14 protein-coding genes and 1 pseudogene are annotated in these 15563 nt (G+C 68.1%); 8 read left to right on the top strand and 7 right to left on the bottom strand.

The window, feature by feature from the left end; translation table 11 throughout:
* Positions 1-77 precede the first annotated feature (77 nt).
* The 3 genes from ACZ4O3_RS02595 to ACZ4O3_RS02605 form a co-directional block, all read right to left on the bottom strand.
* Complete coding sequence (locus tag ACZ4O3_RS02595; RefSeq protein ID WP_362714210.1) at positions 78-485, bottom strand: Asp23/Gls24 family envelope stress response protein; 408 nt, start codon at positions 483-485, stop codon at positions 78-80.
* Positions 482-649: a hypothetical protein gene (locus tag ACZ4O3_RS02600; protein WP_362714212.1), complete on the bottom strand. Its 168-nt coding sequence runs from the start codon at positions 647-649 to the stop codon at positions 482-484. The genes ACZ4O3_RS02595 and ACZ4O3_RS02600 overlap by 4 nt, the downstream gene beginning before the upstream one ends.
* Positions 650-733: 84 nt before the next feature.
* Positions 734-1228 (bottom strand): Asp23/Gls24 family envelope stress response protein, encoded by a 495-nt coding sequence (locus ACZ4O3_RS02605; protein ID WP_362714228.1) that lies wholly within the window; start codon positions 1226-1228, stop codon positions 734-736.
* A gap of 156 nt (positions 1229-1384) precedes the next feature.
* On the opposite strand from ACZ4O3_RS02605, the gene ACZ4O3_RS02610 reads away from it, so the two are divergent.
* From ACZ4O3_RS02610 to ACZ4O3_RS02625, 4 genes are all read left to right on the top strand, one after another.
* Positions 1385-1975, top strand: a complete 591-nt coding sequence (locus ACZ4O3_RS02610) for an RNA polymerase sigma factor (RefSeq protein WP_467720893.1) — start codon at positions 1385-1387, stop codon at positions 1973-1975.
* Positions 1966-2628, top strand: a complete 663-nt coding sequence (locus ACZ4O3_RS02615) for an Asp23/Gls24 family envelope stress response protein (protein WP_362714216.1) — start codon at positions 1966-1968, stop codon at positions 2626-2628. Before ACZ4O3_RS02610 ends, ACZ4O3_RS02615 begins: the two co-directional genes overlap by 10 nt.
* A complete protein-coding gene (locus ACZ4O3_RS02620) occupies positions 2625-2993 on the top strand; it encodes a hypothetical protein (protein ID WP_467720894.1) in 369 nt (122 codons plus the stop codon). The genes ACZ4O3_RS02615 and ACZ4O3_RS02620 overlap by 4 nt, the downstream gene beginning before the upstream one ends.
* Before the next feature lie 796 nt (positions 2994-3789).
* Positions 3790-5436, top strand: a complete 1647-nt coding sequence (locus ACZ4O3_RS02625) for a thiamine pyrophosphate-binding protein (RefSeq protein ID WP_467720895.1) — start codon at positions 3790-3792, stop codon at positions 5434-5436.
* A 387-nt stretch (positions 5437-5823) separates the two neighbouring features.
* Here ACZ4O3_RS02625 and ACZ4O3_RS02630 read toward each other — a convergent pair whose 3' ends face one another.
* Positions 5824-6741: an AraC-like ligand-binding domain-containing protein gene (locus ACZ4O3_RS02630; protein WP_467720896.1), complete on the bottom strand. Its 918-nt coding sequence runs from the start codon at positions 6739-6741 to the stop codon at positions 5824-5826.
* Positions 6742-7015: 274 nt separating this feature from the next.
* Here ACZ4O3_RS02630 and ACZ4O3_RS02635 point away from each other — a divergent pair, with 274 nt between their 5' ends.
* Positions 7016-7933, top strand: coding sequence for a hypothetical protein (locus ACZ4O3_RS02635; protein ID WP_467720897.1), 918 nt, complete (start codon positions 7016-7018; stop codon positions 7931-7933).
* A gap of 94 nt (positions 7934-8027) precedes the next feature.
* Complete coding sequence (locus tag ACZ4O3_RS02640; protein WP_467720898.1) at positions 8028-8495, top strand: hypothetical protein; 468 nt, start codon at positions 8028-8030, stop codon at positions 8493-8495.
* Here ACZ4O3_RS02640 and ACZ4O3_RS02645 read toward each other — a convergent pair.
* Positions 8485-8862, bottom strand: a complete 378-nt coding sequence (locus ACZ4O3_RS02645) for a hypothetical protein (protein ID WP_467721015.1) — start codon at positions 8860-8862, stop codon at positions 8485-8487. The two genes, ACZ4O3_RS02640 and ACZ4O3_RS02645, sit on opposite strands and share 11 nt — an antisense overlap.
* Between ACZ4O3_RS02645 and ACZ4O3_RS02650 the strand changes: the two are divergent.
* Positions 8843-9112 (top strand): annotated as a pseudogene (locus ACZ4O3_RS02650) (transposase); the annotation flags it as partial. The gene ACZ4O3_RS02645 and the pseudogene ACZ4O3_RS02650 overlap by 20 nt on opposite strands.
* 224 nt (positions 9113-9336) lie before the next feature.
* On the opposite strand, the gene ACZ4O3_RS02655 reads toward ACZ4O3_RS02650, so the two are convergent.
* A complete protein-coding gene (locus ACZ4O3_RS02655; protein WP_467720899.1) occupies positions 9337-13323 on the bottom strand; it encodes a P-loop NTPase fold protein in 3987 nt (1328 codons plus the stop codon).
* A gap of 361 nt (positions 13324-13684) precedes the next feature.
* Between ACZ4O3_RS02655 and ACZ4O3_RS02660 the strand changes: the two genes are divergently transcribed.
* Positions 13685-13945: a CorA family divalent cation transporter gene (locus tag ACZ4O3_RS02660; RefSeq protein ID WP_467720900.1), complete on the top strand. Its 261-nt coding sequence runs from the start codon at positions 13685-13687 to the stop codon at positions 13943-13945.
* 964 nt (positions 13946-14909) lie between these two features.
* Here the strand turns inward: ACZ4O3_RS02660 and ACZ4O3_RS02665 are convergent.
* Positions 14910-15482, bottom strand: a complete 573-nt coding sequence (locus ACZ4O3_RS02665) for a hypothetical protein (RefSeq protein ID WP_467720901.1) — start codon at positions 15480-15482, stop codon at positions 14910-14912.
* Between the last annotated feature and the right edge of the window lie 81 nt (positions 15483-15563).

Raw genomic sequence — 15563 nt, forward strand, 5'->3', positions numbered from 1 at the left:
CCGGAGGACGTGGATCGGATGTCATCGCGATCGCCCCTCCTGCACGGCGTGCCCGGCGGCCCGGGCCGCCCGGCCGCTCACCGGACCCGCCCCCGACTGGAGTCGACGGCGGTCACCAGCCGCCGGACGGTGAGGAGGACCTCTCCCACCCGCAGCCCCGTCAGCTGGGCGACCCGTTCGGCGACGTCCCGCTGGATCCGCTCGCAGACACGGGGGATGTCGGTGGGGTAGGGCAGGTCCATGGTCAGATGCAGGCGCACCGATCCGCTGCGGACGGCGGCGGTGGCGTGGGGCGGCGCAGGTCCGCCCCGATCGGGCGGTACGGCGGCGCGCCGCGACTGCGCCGCGCGTGCGGCCTGCGCGGCGATACGGGCGACCACCCTGTCCGGGATGACGGTGGCGCCCCGCTCGGCCGGGGGCGGCAGCCCGGCGGCCGGCGTCTGCGGGCCCGACCCCTCGCTGGGGGAACCGGGCCGGGTCTTCACCGCTGCCTCCGTGTCCGGAGGTCGAGGTCGCCCTGTACGACGAGGCCGACGAGCAGCCCCGCCGTACCCAGGACCAGCACCAGCAGGAACGCCCAGAAGCCGCCGAAGTAACCGGCGAAGCCCAGGGCCATACCGGCTGCGAGGCCGGTCGTTGCTGTGTTCATCTTGCCCTCACCCGTCTCGCGAGCGTTCCTTGTGCCGTGGTCATCCGCTCATGCCCGGGGACGTGGCGGTGGTCCCGGCGGCGGTCACCTCACGCGGCCCTCGTTCGGTTCGGTCGGCTCCTCCTCGTCGTCGGGCAGGTGGACGTCGTCGACGGCGATGTTCACTTCGACGACCTCCAGGCCCGTCATCCGCTCCACGGCGCTGATGACGTTGGTGCGCACGCCGCCCGCGACGTCGACGATGGAAACGCCGTACTCGACGACGACGTCCAGGTCCACCGCGGCCTGTCGCTCACCGACCTCGACCTTGACGCCGCGGGTGACCGCCGCTCCGCCTCCGGCAGCGCCGGGGACGCGTTCCCGCATGGCGCCGAAGGCGCGCGCCATCCCCGCTCCCAGGTTGTAGATGCCCGGTACCTCGCGGGCGGCCATGCCGGCGATCTTGGCCACCACGCCGTCCGCGATGGTGGTCCTGCCCCGTGTCTCGGCCGGAGCCCCGGCCCCGGCGCGGCCCTTGAGCGCGCTCACGCCTGTCTCGGGCCGGCTGTCCCTGCCGACGCTGGTGATGTTGTCCGTCATGGCGGTCGCCTCGATCGGTCTCTCGGACACCGGTGCGGCGCCCTCCGATGGATTGGACATAGCGGGCGCCACAATCCTCACACCGCGGCGGATGTGATGTGCGTCACGTGCGGCCTGTCGGGTACTCGGCAGGTCCGAACCGTGTGTGGGGGCGCCATGATCGAAAACGCTGTTCTCCCGACGTCGGGGCGCGACCCGTCGGCAGGCGACCTGCCGGACCGACTGCTGGCCGTGCGGGCGGCCGAGGGGGACGACAACTCCTTCGCCGTGCTCGTCCAGCGGCACAGCCAGTCCCTGCTGACCATGGCCCGCTGCATGCTGGGCAACCCGCAGGACGCCGAAGAGGCCGTCCAGGACGCCTTCGTCAGCGCTTGGCGTCACCTGCCGGAATACCGGCACGGCGCGGAGTTTCACACCTGGCTGTACCGGATCACCGTCAACCGCTGCCAGACCATGCGACGTCGCCGGCCGCCGCCCGTCCCCCTGGACACCGTGGCCGAACCGGCGGCGGGCGATGCGTGGAGCCAGCCCGCCCGGGCCGCCGAGCAGGACGCGGCCACGGCCGCACTGTCCTGCGCACTTGCCGAACTGGACGCCGGACAGCGGGTCTGCTGGATCCTGCGGGAGGTGCAGGGCCTGCCCTACAAGGAGATAGCCGACGTGACGCGCACCGGCGAGCAGACGGTACGCGGCAGACTTTTCAGGGCGCGCAGATCCCTGCAGGAGGCGATGGGCCCATGGCGCTGAACGACCCGCCCCCGGGGCCTCCCGGACCCGACGGGTCCCGCGACGCTCCGGTCGCCGCCGACGTGCCCCCGTTGGCCGGGGATGAGGTGCTGTCCTGCGGCCGTCTGCTGAGCCGGGTCTGGGAACAGGCACGGGACGCGCCGTCGGCCGCGGACTCGCACGCGGTGTCCTGTCCGCACTGCCGAGAGGCCGTCGACGCACTGGCCACGGTGGACGCGGCTGCCCGGGCGCTGCTCGACAAGGACCCCCCGGGCCTGCGCGCACTCGTCGACCGGGTCATGGACGTCGTCAGGGCAGAGGCCCGGTTCGGGCGAATGCTGCCCCTGGCCGACCCCGACCGGGACCTGCGGATCGCCGAGAGCGCCGCGGCGAAGATCCTGAGGCAGGCCGCGGACACGGTCTCCGGCTGCAGGGCCGCTGCCTGCCGGCTCATACCCGAGGACAACGGCACCGACGTGCGGGTGACCATGACCTTGGCCGCCGCCCTCGACCGCCCTCTGCCCGACCGGGTCCACCAGGTACGCCGAACGGTCCTTCACTCGGCCGGACAGGACCTGGGGCTCACAGTGACAGCCGTCGACATCACCGTGGCCGACGTACTGGAACCGGGGCCGACCCGGGGCCCCCGCCTCCCGACGGACGGTGGCGCATGATGACCGCCACCGGCCCCACCGCGCTCCTCGGCGTAGCGGCCGAGGCGGCCCTCGCGGTGCCTGGCGTGGCCGCCCTGCAACCCCGCCTCGCCTGGCGCCTCGCGGCAGCCGCCGCGCCCACCCGGGCGGACACCACGCCGCCCGAGGCCGGCATACGCGCCGACCGGGCGCCGGACGGTTCGGGCTGGCACATCGAGGTGCGCTGCGTCCTGGCAGAGGGACGGCGGGCGCTGGACATCGCCCGAGACGTCCACGACCGGGTGACAGCCGCCCTCATCACCCACCTCGCCGCCCACCGCCTGGCGGACCCGGTCACGGTCGCGGTCACGGTGACCGAGATTGCCGCCAGGCACGACGCGGCATGAGCGGCGGCGCGGGCACAGGCACCGCGAACCGTCGTGGCCGGGGCGGTGCTGTCGGCCGCGGGATGCGGCTGGGTGGAAGGTGACCGTTCCGAAGTCCGCCTCGGGGCCCGCGTGCTGGCCTGCGCTGACCCGTCTTTCCGGGCCTTTCGCGTTCGTGCCCGGTCACGCAGTCGATTCTCCCCGGGGAATGGGCCGGAGCGGGCTCGGCAGGGCGTGCTGGAGAAGCTGCTCCGGTGGGTCGATGATCACAGCCAGTTGCTGCCGAGGGTTGAGACGGCCACCCTCGGCATCCGCTGCCGGTCATTTGCCGCTGCCGCTGCCGCTCATTCCGCGGGCTGCCGTGATCTCGGGATGACGCCGGCTCCCGGCAGGCAGCGCTCGCGGCCTGTCCTCGCCGTGCCGGAGCATCCGTCGGGGGACAGGCGACACAACCGGCCGCGCCAGTGCCTACGGGCGGAGCGACGCAGAGAGGGGGACTACGGACGCGAGCGGCCCGTCCGGATATGCACGGTGCCCTCTGCTCGCAAGCACGCGACGAGTCCGATTGCGGCTCACAGGGACTCGCGACACCATCGAGAGCAGGTGAGTGGATGATGCAAATCGGGCTGCCGCCGTGCGGGCTCGCCCTGCCCTCGCCCAGCAGGTAGGCGGTCTCCGGTCGCCCGGGCGCACACCTACCGCGCCCCGGCGCGCCCCGAAATCGCTGACGGACTCACATCCGTGCTGCTGTCGAACGGTTCCACGTGCGACGGGCCCCCGCTGCCGAATCAGCGATCAGAGCGAGAGGAAGTCCGAGATGAAGGCGTTCCAAGCAGTGACGCAGGCGGTCGCCGCGGAGGGGTTCGACCATCTGTTCGCAGTCATGGGCGACGCGAACCAGGACCTCATCGTCGACCTCGGCGATCGTCACGGCTTGACGTTCGTCCACGCCCATCACGAGGGAAGCGCGGTGGGCATGGCGGATGGTTTCGCGCGGTTCAGCGACAGACCAGGTCTGGCGACGGTCACCCAGGGGCCCGGCTACACCAACGCGACCACTTCACTGGTGGCCGCCCGGCTCCACCGGTCCCCTGTGCTGCTGCTCGCCGGTCACGCCTCCCTCCACGATCCGTACAACCCGCAGGGCATGGTGGATCAGCAGGCGCTCGCGAAACTCACCACCGAGGCGACAGTCCGGCTGGAGTCGCCCCGCACTGTCGACTACTGCCTCGGCGAGACCTTCCGCCAGATCAAAGTCAACCAAGGGCCGTTCATCCTGAACCTTCCCCAGGACATGCAGCAGGCGGACATGCCCGACGCCGACTGGGAATACACACCCATGTACAAGAGAGACGCCCTTCAGCCGCCGGACGGTCAGGACATCGCGGAGGCCGTCCGGATCCTCGCGGCCGCCGAACGGCCGGCCATCCTCTGCGGACTGGGCGCGGTCAACTCGAAAGCCCAGGAGGAGGTTCGCGGACTGGCCGACCACCTCGGGGCGCCCGTCGCCGTCTCCCTGTACGCCGCGGGGTTCTGCGCGGACCACCCCTTGTATCTGGGAGTCAGCGGCGGGCTGGGATCCGACCTGGCGGTGCAGTCCCTCGCCGACAGCGACGTTCTGGTAGTGGTCGGCGCGAGCCTGAACGAGTGGACCACCCACTTCGGCAAGCTCTTGGAGAACGGCAAGAAGATCATTCAGATCGACACCCGCCCCGATGCCTTCGGGTGGTTCGCCCGTGTCGCGGTCGGTATCACCGCCGACGCGAAAACGGCCGTGTCGGCCCTGACGGACAGCCTCGGTTCGGTGATGCAGGCCCGTCCGGCCGACGCGGCCCTGCGCCAACGGATTCAGGACAGCAAGCCCGAGGCCGTCAACTACACGGACGGCGACTCGTCGGATCCCCGCCGGGCCGCCGAGTACCTCGAAAACGCGCTGCCGAAGGACGACCGCATCCTGGTGCTGGACGGCGGCCACGCCGCCATGGTCTGCGTGAAGACCCTGACCGTTCCGCGCGCAGAGAACTGGGGTCTAGGCTGGGACTTCGGTGCCGTCGGCCAGGGACTGGCCATCGCCATCGGAGCTTGTTTCGCGCGTCCCGGCGAGCGCGTCACGCATGCCACCGGAGACGCGTCGTTCATGATGAACCTCGCCGACTTCCACACGGCCGTCCGTCACCAACTTCCCCTCACCGTGGTCGTCTTCAACGACAACGCGGTGGGCCAGGAGAAGCACGACCTCTTCCACAAGAAGCTGAACACGTCCTACGCCGACACACCGGAGCCCGACTTCGCGAAGCTGGCCGTCGGCTTCGGTGCCAGGGGCTTCACCGTAAGCAGCCCGGATGACTTCGGTGAGATCGACAAGGCCTTGGCCGTGCAGGACGGTCCCGTGGTGATCGACGTGAGGATCAACGGGGACGTCGAACTACCGGTCAGCTGGGAGATCGCCATGCACCTCAGCTGACCATGCCCTCGCCGCCCGTGTCTGCATCACCAACGGGATCGAGTCCCCGCCCTGAACGCTTTCGAGATCACCTTCGACGGCCGGCCGCCTGTCGGCGGCCCGTCAGTAACCTCAACTACCGTGGTTGGAGCACTCGTTTGACAGTCCCGCCCGGGGAGGCCGGCACCCGCTCTCGCGGTCAGTGGCGGTGGCCGCCGCCGCGGTGGTATCCACGACGCCTCGTCGATGAGCCGGCCGTGGTCGTTGCGCAGGGTCGCGGTATCCCGGTCGTTGTGGCACTCGGGAGCGGCCGGCTCGCCATCTGAACCGCGTGACCGACGAATGGTTGGCGAGTAGCAAGGCACCCTGTCCCGGCCATGACGTGACCGTGGCCGTGACGCGGTGGTGTCACCTGCGACGCAGGTCGCTGACGGTTTCCCCGAACTCGCGTTTCAGGGCCCTGCCGAGGTGCTTCGGGTCATGCACTCCCCACCGTGCCGCGATCGCGGCCGTGGAGGCGTCCGAGGAGGCGGGGTCGAGGAGGTCCCGGCGGATGCGCAGCAGGCGTTCGTGCCGGACCCACGCGGCGAAGGTCAGGTCACTGCCTTTGAAAAGTACGTGCAGGTACCGGACGGAGATGCCGTGCTGGCGCGCGACCTGCTCGGCGGTGAGCCGGAAGTCGCCGAGGTGGGCAAGCGCGTAGGCGCGGATACGGTCGACGAGGTCGCTGGCGACGGGAACGGGCTCCGGGGCAGTGTCGGCGAAAGCGGCGAGGAGGAGCGCAGCGAGCGCGTCCGCCACATGCGTGCGTGCCACATCCCGACGGGGGAAGTCCTCGCTGACTGCGGACAGCGCGTGGCCGAGGAGCCCGCCGATCCCGCCCGCTCCCGGCAGGGGGAGCGCGGTGCGTCGGCCGATGGAGTTCGCGTATCTGCCGAGACTCGCCCGGGGGACGCAGAGCACGGTCATGTCACTGAGACCGGCACCGATGAGCCGGTAAGGCCGGGTGCCGTCACAGGCGAACAGTTCACCGGGTTTCACTGTCGTGGTCCGGTCAGCCTGGACCGCCGTAAGGGAACCGTGATGATGCAGATTGAAGTGCATCCACTCCACGTCGCTGGAGGTGATGCTGCGGTTGTCTCGCGTCACCACTGCGGCAGTGGCCTTGACGCGAGCGACGACCATGGGTCCTACGTCTGTGTGGTCGACCGTGGCTTCGAACCCCTTCGGGTCAGGATGTGTCACCCGCAGCGGAGCGAACAAGGCCGAGGCCACAGCCTCGAACGACTCGGTTCCTCTTAAGCGGGAACTCTTGCAGTCCGTCATGCCGCCGCCCCTCCCCCTGGTCGCACAGGCACCGTACAGCCGGATCGTGCACTGTGCGCGAACTGGGGAATCCCTGTGCGCCTGTTGGTGCTCTTCGGGCGCGGCCTCCGCCTACGGTCGTCGAGTACCGGAGCACATCCGGGCCACGTCGCGGCATGAGCAGCCGTACACGACAGTTCGACTTCGCCTCGGGAGCATGCCTTTGAAGCGCACCGACGCCCCACGCCGGACGGTGGGACCGACTGGACGCAGCACGCGACGCGCGACCACTGTGGTGGGCACGACAGCGCTGCTTGCCTCGCTCGCCCTGACCGGTTGCACGGCGGACACCGACGCGGCCCACCGCGCCACGCCGGCCGTGAAGGCCGCGGCCACCGTGGCCGGGGGGCAGCTCACGTACGCCCAGGACCTGCGGATTTCCGACGCCGAGCAGCACTTGATCACGAACTGTATGAGGAAGCAGGGTTTCCGCTTCTGGGAGGGGAAGTCGCTGAGCCTGGAGGAGAGCCGGCCGGTCGGCTACGTCCAGGACGACGTCGACTGGGCCCGCAGCCACGGCTACGGCAGCCGGATCATGGCGAAGGAGGACCGCGCCCGCGTGGACAACCCCAATATCGCCTATCGCAAGTCCCTTTCCCGTTCGCGCCAGATGGCATACGACATCGCGATGGACGGCGGCCGGGACGCCGTAGAACTGAAGTCGCGGACGCCGGCCGGCGGCACGGTCACCAAGCATTCCGGCGGCTGCTCCGGCCGGGCGGAGAGGGCGCTGTACGGCGATCCCGCGGCATGGTTCCGCTCCGACACCACCGTCAGCAACCTGCGGCCCCTTTACGTGGGCAAGCTGCTGCGCGACAAGGAGCTCAAGAGCGCGGTCGCCGCCTGGTCTCGCTGTATGAGCAAGGCGGGCCACCCGTTTCCTGACCCCGACGCTGCACGGCAATCCACTCGCAAGCACAGCGCGGAGCAGACCCCGGCCGAGGAGGCCAGGACCTTCGCAAACGAGACCCGGATCGCGGTCGCCGACGCCACCTGCGCCCGCTCCGTCTCCCTCCGCTCGATCGGCGAGCGGCGCGAGGCCCACTACATCAGCGGACTGGCGGAGAAGTACGGTTCCGCCCTCGATGCCCACCGGCGGATGCAGCGGGACGCCCTCGTGCGCGCCGAGCGCATAGTCCCCGCCCGCACCTGATCCAGATCGCGCCGCAGAACCGCGACGGCCTCGCGGATCGTCGCCCCACCCGCCCCAGCCCGCTCGCCGGGCATGAGCAGAACAGGAATTCGTCATGCGCAAACTGACCGTCTCCCTCGCCACCCTGGGCCTCGCGGCCCTCGGCCTCGCCGTCCCGGCCACCGCTCACGCAGGCTCCGGCTGCGACGCCCAGTGGAACTACCTCGGCCGCGACGGCCGCGTCCGCGCCTGGGACGGCTATGACTGCGGCGGGTTGTACCTCGGTGACGACGCTGGCAGCGACCCCAACTGGGGCGACTCGTACGGCGAGTTCAAGGGTGCCGACGCGAACCGGGCTTCGTCCGTCATGAACAACGGTCACGTCGGCGGCAAGGACGTCGTCGCCTTCTACTACTACAAGGAGTACGACGACACCGCCTATGGCTGCCTCAAGCCGGGCGAGTTGTACGTGGACGACCTCAGCCGCAACTGGTTCACCAACAGCGTGACGATGGACAACGCGATTGAGTCGCACACCTGGGTGGCCGCGAGCGCCTGCGCCCCAGGCTCCTTCATAAGCTAAGGGGGCGTTTCGTTCCGCTGTCCGGTCCCTGAATCCCCAGATTCATTGAGGTTCTGCGTGCCATGAGTTTGATCATTGCGAGGTGGACCATGGCTTCGGAGCGTTGTGGTTTGGCCTCGTAGTCGTCGGCCAGGCGGCGGTGGTCCATCAGCCGGCCCAGCGTTCCCACGACGACGATCATCTCGGGGCGCTTGCCGCCGTCGCGGCCGTAGAGGACGTCCAGCACGTACAGCGAGTCGCGCGGGGTGCCGGCCACTACCCTCACGACAAACCGCGTCCCGTCCACCGGGGCGACCAGGCCGCCGCCCCACGCCTGCGCGAGCGGAACCTGCGGTGATGCTGCCGGGGAGCACGTGATCGTGTTCATGCGCTTCCCGGCCCCGATCCGACGTGTCGTCTACACCACGAACATGATCGAATCCCTCAACTCCCGCTTCCGCCAGGCCACCCGACGACGCGGGCACTTCCCCGACGACGACGCGGCCTTGAAGGTGCTCTACCTGGTCATCCGCAACCCGATCAAGAACCGCCCCAACGTCACCGGACGGACACCCGCCTGGAAACAGGCCATCAACAGCCTCGCCAGCTACTACGGCGACCGCGTCACCGACCGCTAATCACGAACAACCACACCAGGCCACCCACAAACGATCAGACACTCCCTCGCCCAACGCGGACTACGCCACCGGCGCCTCGGCGGCGATCGATGTCGGAAGTCGGACCGGTTTCTAGGGAATCAAGGGCCCGGCCCCGACGCAGGCGCTGCTGGTAAAGGTAGCAAGACCAACTCCTCACCCGGAGAGCTGAGGAAGGGAGCGGTCGTGATCAGGCCTTTGCCTCGTCAACGGATTCCAGCAGCTTGTTTGAAGGCTGCTGTCCGTTCCTTCTCAGCGGAAGTTCTACTGTGGCCGTGAAGTGTGCGCCGCAGTGCCTTGGCGATGTCGGGTGCGGGGCGTACCGCGTAGCCGAGTGCGGTGGCACTAATGACTGTCGCTTCGCGAAGCACGGGAGCGATCTCGTCCACGAGGTTGCGGGGAGCGCTGTCTGGTGCGTTGGTGAGCAATGCCGCGATGAGCGGCCCAACACGTTCGATCGTTCCTTGGCCCTTGGACAGGGCGGTAAGGACGATCTTCCACAAGGGACCGGGATCGGGGCATGCTGCGGCAATGCAGACAGCGTCCGCTTCGTCCCATTCGCGGGCCGCGATGGCATCGTCGAGGTAGTCGGAGATGGCCTGGGACGCCTGCGGACTCGTCGAGATAAGCGTGAGCAGCTCCGGCAACTGGCTGCTGCCTGCCTCAGTCAGCGCTGTGATGAGAATGTCTGTTGAGGTTCGGGCTGCTCTGTCGGCGAGGTCGGGACAGCGGCCATTCGCGGCCGCGAGCACAGCGGCTTGACGTTCCGGGGTGATCGCGTCACAGAGTGCTGCTGCGTGCTGCCAGGGCGAGGCATCATCTGTTTCCAGAAGATGCTGGGCGAGCAGGTCGGGGAGTCCGCTGGCGTGAGCGATTTCAGGACGGTGTGCTCCAGCCAGGACGAGGGAACGCTCGTGGTGAGGGATCGCTGCCCAATGCTGGGCGATCCACGTGAGCCATTGCGCGTTGACGGTTTGGTCAGCCACGTAGTGGGCCGCGAAGCCTGCGTTCTGTTGCGGCTGCGTGCCCATCCGGCTGTAGAGGTGCTGCAGTACTTGGTCGAGCCGGGCCGTTCTCGTGGCGGGGACACCGAGCAGAACGTGGAGGCTGACGAAGTGCTCCGCGCCGAGGGCCACGTGGTGCTGGGCGAGACGAGGGATGAATTCGTCGATTAGTGCAATTCCCGCTTCCCTGCCCGCATCGGTGGTCATGACCGCAGTAAGGTGCCGACGCGCGAATGCACTGCGGGCATCCTCAGCAGTGAGGTTGGCCGTCAGGGCAGCCCGGCAGGTGCGAGCGGCGTCTTGGGCTGCGGGGTTGTTGGTCGTGACCCGCATGAATGCCAGGACAGCTTCTGCGAGGGCGTCGGCCACGGCGATATCGGCATTCACCGCTTCGTCAAGGTTGCCGGCTATGGCCACAGCGCAGGTTGCCGCATCCTGCTGCTGCATGTCAGGAAGAATGCCTGCTGCCGCCGCGGCGAGCTCGTGACATGTGTGCGCGGTTTGACCGAGTGCCTCGGCAACGACGGCGCATACCTGACGGCCGTCGGGAACTGTGCGGTCGCCGAGGACTCGTAGCCACAGATGAAGAAGTTCCATGGTCCTTTCGGAGCTCTTGGCGTCTTCGTCGTCCGTGACGAAAGCAGCCGCACGAGCGAGGAGTTCCGTGGCAAGAGTGGCGCCGATCGCCGCGTCCGATGCAGTAGCACGGCCCCATTCGTCGTCGGGAACCGTACGCCTGAGCAGAAGGTCCACCGCATGCGTGCGCACTGCATCGTCGTCGGCGGACAGCCATGCCAGGACACCGCGCATCACTGGCCGACGCCAGCGGTGGTGCTCGGCTGCCGCGTCGACTGCACGGCGCACCTCTGCTGTTGACGCGCTGTCCGTTGCGCGGGCGGCCATCGCCAGCAGAGCGTGATAGGCGTCCGGTGGCCACAAAGCACGCTGTTCATCGGATGATTCACCGTGCTCCACGAGCCACGCCTTCAGCTCCTGGGGCCCGCCGGTGCGGGCAAGGGTGCGGAAGTAGTTTTCCAGGGAAGGTCGCAGATGCTGACCATGCTCGTTGGCGGGGAGGGGGATCAGCGCTTGTGCCCAGAGGAAGGCCGGCTGCTCGGCAGCAGGCGTCCCTCGGGGCCCTGCAGGTGGAGCAGCGCTGAGACTGGCGTAGAGGGTCGGCAGGTGAGCCGAGGGCATCAGGTTGAGGATCGCGACGAGGTGGTGGGCCGTAGCCGCACCCTGGCTCTCGGAGCGCCGGCTGGCGATTCGGTCGGTCAGCTTGAGCAGAGCGCGGCCAGCAGGGTCGTCGCCGGAGCCGAGGTGCTCCGCGAGATCAGGCGTGCGGGCGAGTGCTTGCACGGTCGCTGCCATCGTGTTGTCGAGGTCCTGGCCTCGGCGCGCTGATTCAAGGGCGTGATGCGCAGCAAGCAGTACTCGTGCACGCATGTCGGTGGCCTTGAGCCGGTCCTGGAAGGCGTCGGCATCGCGTTGGAGGAGTTCTTGTTGGACGGCTGCCGCTTGGTCACTGCCCAGGGCTCGGCTGGCCGGAGTGGATCCCAAAGTAAGGAGGGGCATCAAGTGCGCGGGGCGTCCGGTCCGTGCGCGGAAGGCCGTGGCGCGGAGATAGTTCAATCCGGGATGGGCATCCGTATCGAGGCGGGGCAATGCACCCACATCGGCGTCAGATCCGTCGTCCGAGTTTTCATCTTCGGCTAGGGCCATATAGCGATCGACAAACGGATCGCGCAGTGCGCTGGGTGCGCCAAGAAGGGCGTCGTCAAGCAGCGCGAGCAAATCGTTCTCGGCGCGGATGTCGTCGTACAGAGCCCGGTAGTCGTGACGAAGTACTGTCAGCCGGGCCAAGGTGATGGGGTGGCCAGTGACTTCGCCGCGAGCGATCCACGCCGACGTGCCGTTGGCCTGCTCGCGCCGGATGGCGAGCCCGTAGTCGGCCAGGAACGCATTGAGCAGGCGAATCGCGTGCCGGGGATCACGGACGTCTGGGTGGATCAGCGTTTCGAGTAGGTCACGCACCGCCGAGATGCCTCCCAGGCGGCCCACCAGCGGATGCGGCTCGGGCTCAGTAAGGAGATGTTCGATGTACTGCCGGAGATCGGCGTCATGGTGGGCGGGGAGAACGAGCCGGACAGTGAACAGCTTGTTCAAGTATTCCTGCGCTGCCTCTTCTGTCGCCTTGCGCGCGGCGACCCCGGTCGGCAGATTCTGGCCGAGGTGAGCTTGCTGAACAGGCCGACGGGCCAGCCCCGGACGTACACCGACAATCGCCTCTCGCACGATGTCCTCGTCGCACGAGAGCAGGAACACAGGCGGGTGCTTGTGATGGGTGCCGGTGAGCAGGAGGCTGCGGATAGTGGTGATGGCCTCCAGCACTTCACCTGCGGCCAGGCGGTCAATGTCGTCGACGGCGATGACCAGCCGACGGTCGATGGCTTCGATCAGCCCAGAAAACACCTGTTCTAGGTCGTCCGTGGATTCCGGGCGCGGTGTTGTGAGGGTGATCTCGTTCTTCCTCAGCGCAGATAGTGCGCCGTCCTTAGCCGTGCCGAGGACATACGCCACTACGGCACTGCCCGACAGAGCTGTTGTCAGAGGCCCGGCGCCCGGAGCCGCGAACCAGGTCCAAGCCGACACGTCGGCCCCGAGGCCGCACAGATGGCCGATCACCACGACCAGCATGCCGAGCAGCCAGATCGCCATCAGCGACACAAAAATCCATGCGAGCGCTATGCCGCCGGCTGCAAGACGGCTGTACCAGCGCGTGCTCCCCGGCTTCGCGGACCTCGCGTTCGGACGCGGCGCTGTGCGTTGCCGCCCACCGTCCAAACAGGCACGCTCGGACACCCATTGGCCGGCGGTGATGAGACTCTGCCGTCGGGCTTCGTCAAGCAGCCCGTACAGCAGCCCCCTTGCGCGTGCTGAACCGCTGTGCCGCTCGGCGCTCAGGTGCAGGATCGCCCACGTGTCGTCTCCACGCAGTTCATCTGCGAGGAGGCGCACGACAGAGGACTTGCCACTGCCGAACGGCCCAAGCAGGCCGACGGCGAGCGGATGAGTGGAGCCGCGGACAATATCGAGAAGTTCGCGACTCACGGACCGATGATCAAAACGATCTTGATCGGGTGTGGCAATTGCTTTGTCTTCGATGATCCACGGTCGCTGTCGTGCCATGTCCTACCGCTCCAGTCCGAACCGGCTCCATACGGGTGAGCGGATGATATGGGGCACCACTGACAACCGGAGCCCGATTCGACGTCACACGGACCACCAGCGCGCCGCACATGTCGAGTTCCTTTGAGATACGGGCCAGATTCGGCTGCGGCGAAGCCTCCAGCCGACCAGCACGCTGACAGCGAAGGGGGGACTTTCGATAACGCACTGTGAACAGAGAGTCCTGCGTGGCAAGCAGCACAACGCGGTCTCTCGACCCTGCCATGAGCCGCCCCGCTGGGGAGAACCCGGGGAGTACCAACGACCCTGGGGAGCACGCGGGGAGAATCGGCTGAACAACACAGCATGAACCCGAAAGGCCGTGGAAGACCCATCGACGCAGTTCAGGGGCAGCGACGATCACATCTCCGCAGGTCAGCGCCACCAGGTAGACAACTTCAAGAAGATCTCGAGCTGGGCCGCGATTCTGTTCGCTCCGACACTCGTCGGAACCATTTACGGCATGAACTTCTCCCACATGCCCGAGCTGCACTGGGGGTTCGGATACCCCTTCGCGATCGGCCTGATGGGGGTCGTATGCGCCAGTCTGTACGTGATTTTCAAGCGACGGGACTGGCTCTAGCCCCTCGCGCTACGCTCAAGTCCCTGTTCGCACTTTGCTCAAGCATCTGCCGCAGATCGGCTCAGGATCGGCTGTGGGGAGCCCCTGGGGAGAAGTGATGCAGATGATCTCCTCGCCCTCCCGAAGCCACGCCTCTGACCTGGCCTTTCAAGCGCCTGTCGACACTGGGGAGAATCGAACGCCGCTACCCGCCTTCCATCAGGCACAACGAAGCCGCTGTGTGTGGCCGTTCCCCGGTTTCCGCCGCGCCGACCTCCCCTGTGGCACGTGGCGGAGAGTCGCCGAACGAGTGGCGGGTCCGACTCAAGAGCGCGTGGAGCGGTCGCTGCACATGGCGTGGTCGCGGATGTCCTCGTACGACATGAACATTCTGAGCCGGTACGCGTCTCGTCGCGGCGCCGGCACGGATGAGTGACTCGCTGAGCGATCCGTCGCCGCCGACCTTGTACCTGCTCTAGGAGTAGTCCAGGGTGAAACGCACGTGAGTACGCCCAGCTTGACTGCAGGGGTGGTCGCCTGCCCTCTGCGCGATGCCCGCCGAGCCTGGCGCAAGAAGAGGCCCATGCACTCGCCGAACTGCTGGACTTCGACCCGACCACGACCCAGTCGGTCAGCCACTGGGTCCACCACGGGTCGGGCCACAGCACCGGAAAGGAACTACTGGCCGCCACCGTCCGCCACAACCGCTCCCATCAACGGCAGTTCCTGCTGGAAGGCGGCGGACCGGCCATGACTCCGACCGCCCTTGAGGAACTGAGGACGGTACCCAGGCCGTAGCCCGCCTCCAACTCGGCCGCTCGGCCGTCCTGATCTGCTATGGCAACAGCGCCGCCGAGAGGGGATCAGGGCGTCGGCTCGCCTCATTGGCGGCACCGGAGCTGCGCCACCGCCCAAGTGCCGGCCGGCTCCCCTCGACGCGCCGACCTACCTACCTGTGGCGCGGCAAGGTGGTCTGGCGCCGAGTTCAGGTGGCCGCGGCCCCCAGTTTGACGGACTGCTGCCGCTCCGCCGTCGTCGACCCGGTGCCGGGGTCGTCTCCCAGGACGTTGAAGGTGGCGAGGTACTCGACGGTGCCGCCCACGGAGCCGATGTCCAGGTAGATGGGAAGGGTTTGCTTGCCGACCTTAGCCGTCAACCGAAAACCGAGAGAGGTCTGGGCGCTCAGATAGGCGCCGTACTGAGCCACCCCGACATGCTGCTTGCCGCCACTGCCAGACCCGTCGAAACTCTTGCACTGCTGAGCCGCGCCGGCCAGATCGGCCATGATCTTGCTGGCACCGTCGCCGGCGTACGAGGCCAGTCGCACCCGCACCATGACTCCGGAACGATCCTCCGCCACCGCGCTCCGCTCCACGGAGGCCACCGGCTTGACGGCGCCGGTCTCGCTCAGTGCGTCGGCGACGGGCTGACATCCGGACTCGTCTGCCACCATCCGCGTCCCGCCGACGGGCCCCGCGGCCGACTTCGGAACGGTCACCTTCCAACCCGCCGCATCACCATCGGCAATCACAGCACTTTCCAACTGTGCACGCGTCATCGCGATCGGCTTTCCGCCCGCTGACGCAGCGGTCGTGTTACTCGCCTTCGCAGTTGGCTTCTCAGGTCTGTCGGAGCCATG

The sequence above is a fragment of the Streptomyces sp. NPDC026515 genome (genome assembly GCF_055567595.1).

Excerpts from the sequence above, each read along its gene's own strand:
- ACZ4O3_RS02600 (WP_362714212.1), bottom strand. The coding sequence starts at position 649 with ATGAACACAGCAACGACCGGCCTCGCAGCCGGTATGGCCCTGGGCTTC.
- ACZ4O3_RS02605 (WP_362714228.1), bottom strand. The coding sequence starts at position 1,228 with ATGACGGACAACATCACCAGCGTCGGCAGGGACAGCCGGCCCGAGACA.
- ACZ4O3_RS02610 (WP_467720893.1), top strand. The coding sequence starts at position 1,385 with ATGATCGAAAACGCTGTTCTCCCGACGTCGGGGCGCGACCCGTCGGCA.
- ACZ4O3_RS02615 (WP_362714216.1), top strand. The coding sequence starts at position 1,966 with ATGGCGCTGAACGACCCGCCCCCGGGGCCTCCCGGACCCGACGGGTCC.
- ACZ4O3_RS02620 (WP_467720894.1), top strand. The coding sequence starts at position 2,625 with ATGATGACCGCCACCGGCCCCACCGCGCTCCTCGGCGTAGCGGCCGAG.
- ACZ4O3_RS02625 (WP_467720895.1), top strand. The coding sequence starts at position 3,790 with ATGAAGGCGTTCCAAGCAGTGACGCAGGCGGTCGCCGCGGAGGGGTTC.
- ACZ4O3_RS02630 (WP_467720896.1), bottom strand. The coding sequence starts at position 6,741 with ATGACGGACTGCAAGAGTTCCCGCTTAAGAGGAACCGAGTCGTTCGAG.
- ACZ4O3_RS02640 (WP_467720898.1), top strand. The coding sequence starts at position 8,028 with ATGCGCAAACTGACCGTCTCCCTCGCCACCCTGGGCCTCGCGGCCCTC.
- ACZ4O3_RS02645 (WP_467721015.1), bottom strand. The coding sequence starts at position 8,862 with ATGAACACGATCACGTGCTCCCCGGCAGCATCACCGCAGGTTCCGCTC.
- ACZ4O3_RS02655 (WP_467720899.1), bottom strand. The coding sequence starts at position 13,323 with ATGGCACGACAGCGACCGTGGATCATCGAAGACAAAGCAATTGCCACA.
- ACZ4O3_RS02665 (WP_467720901.1), bottom strand. The coding sequence starts at position 15,482 with ATGACGCGTGCACAGTTGGAAAGTGCTGTGATTGCCGATGGTGATGCG.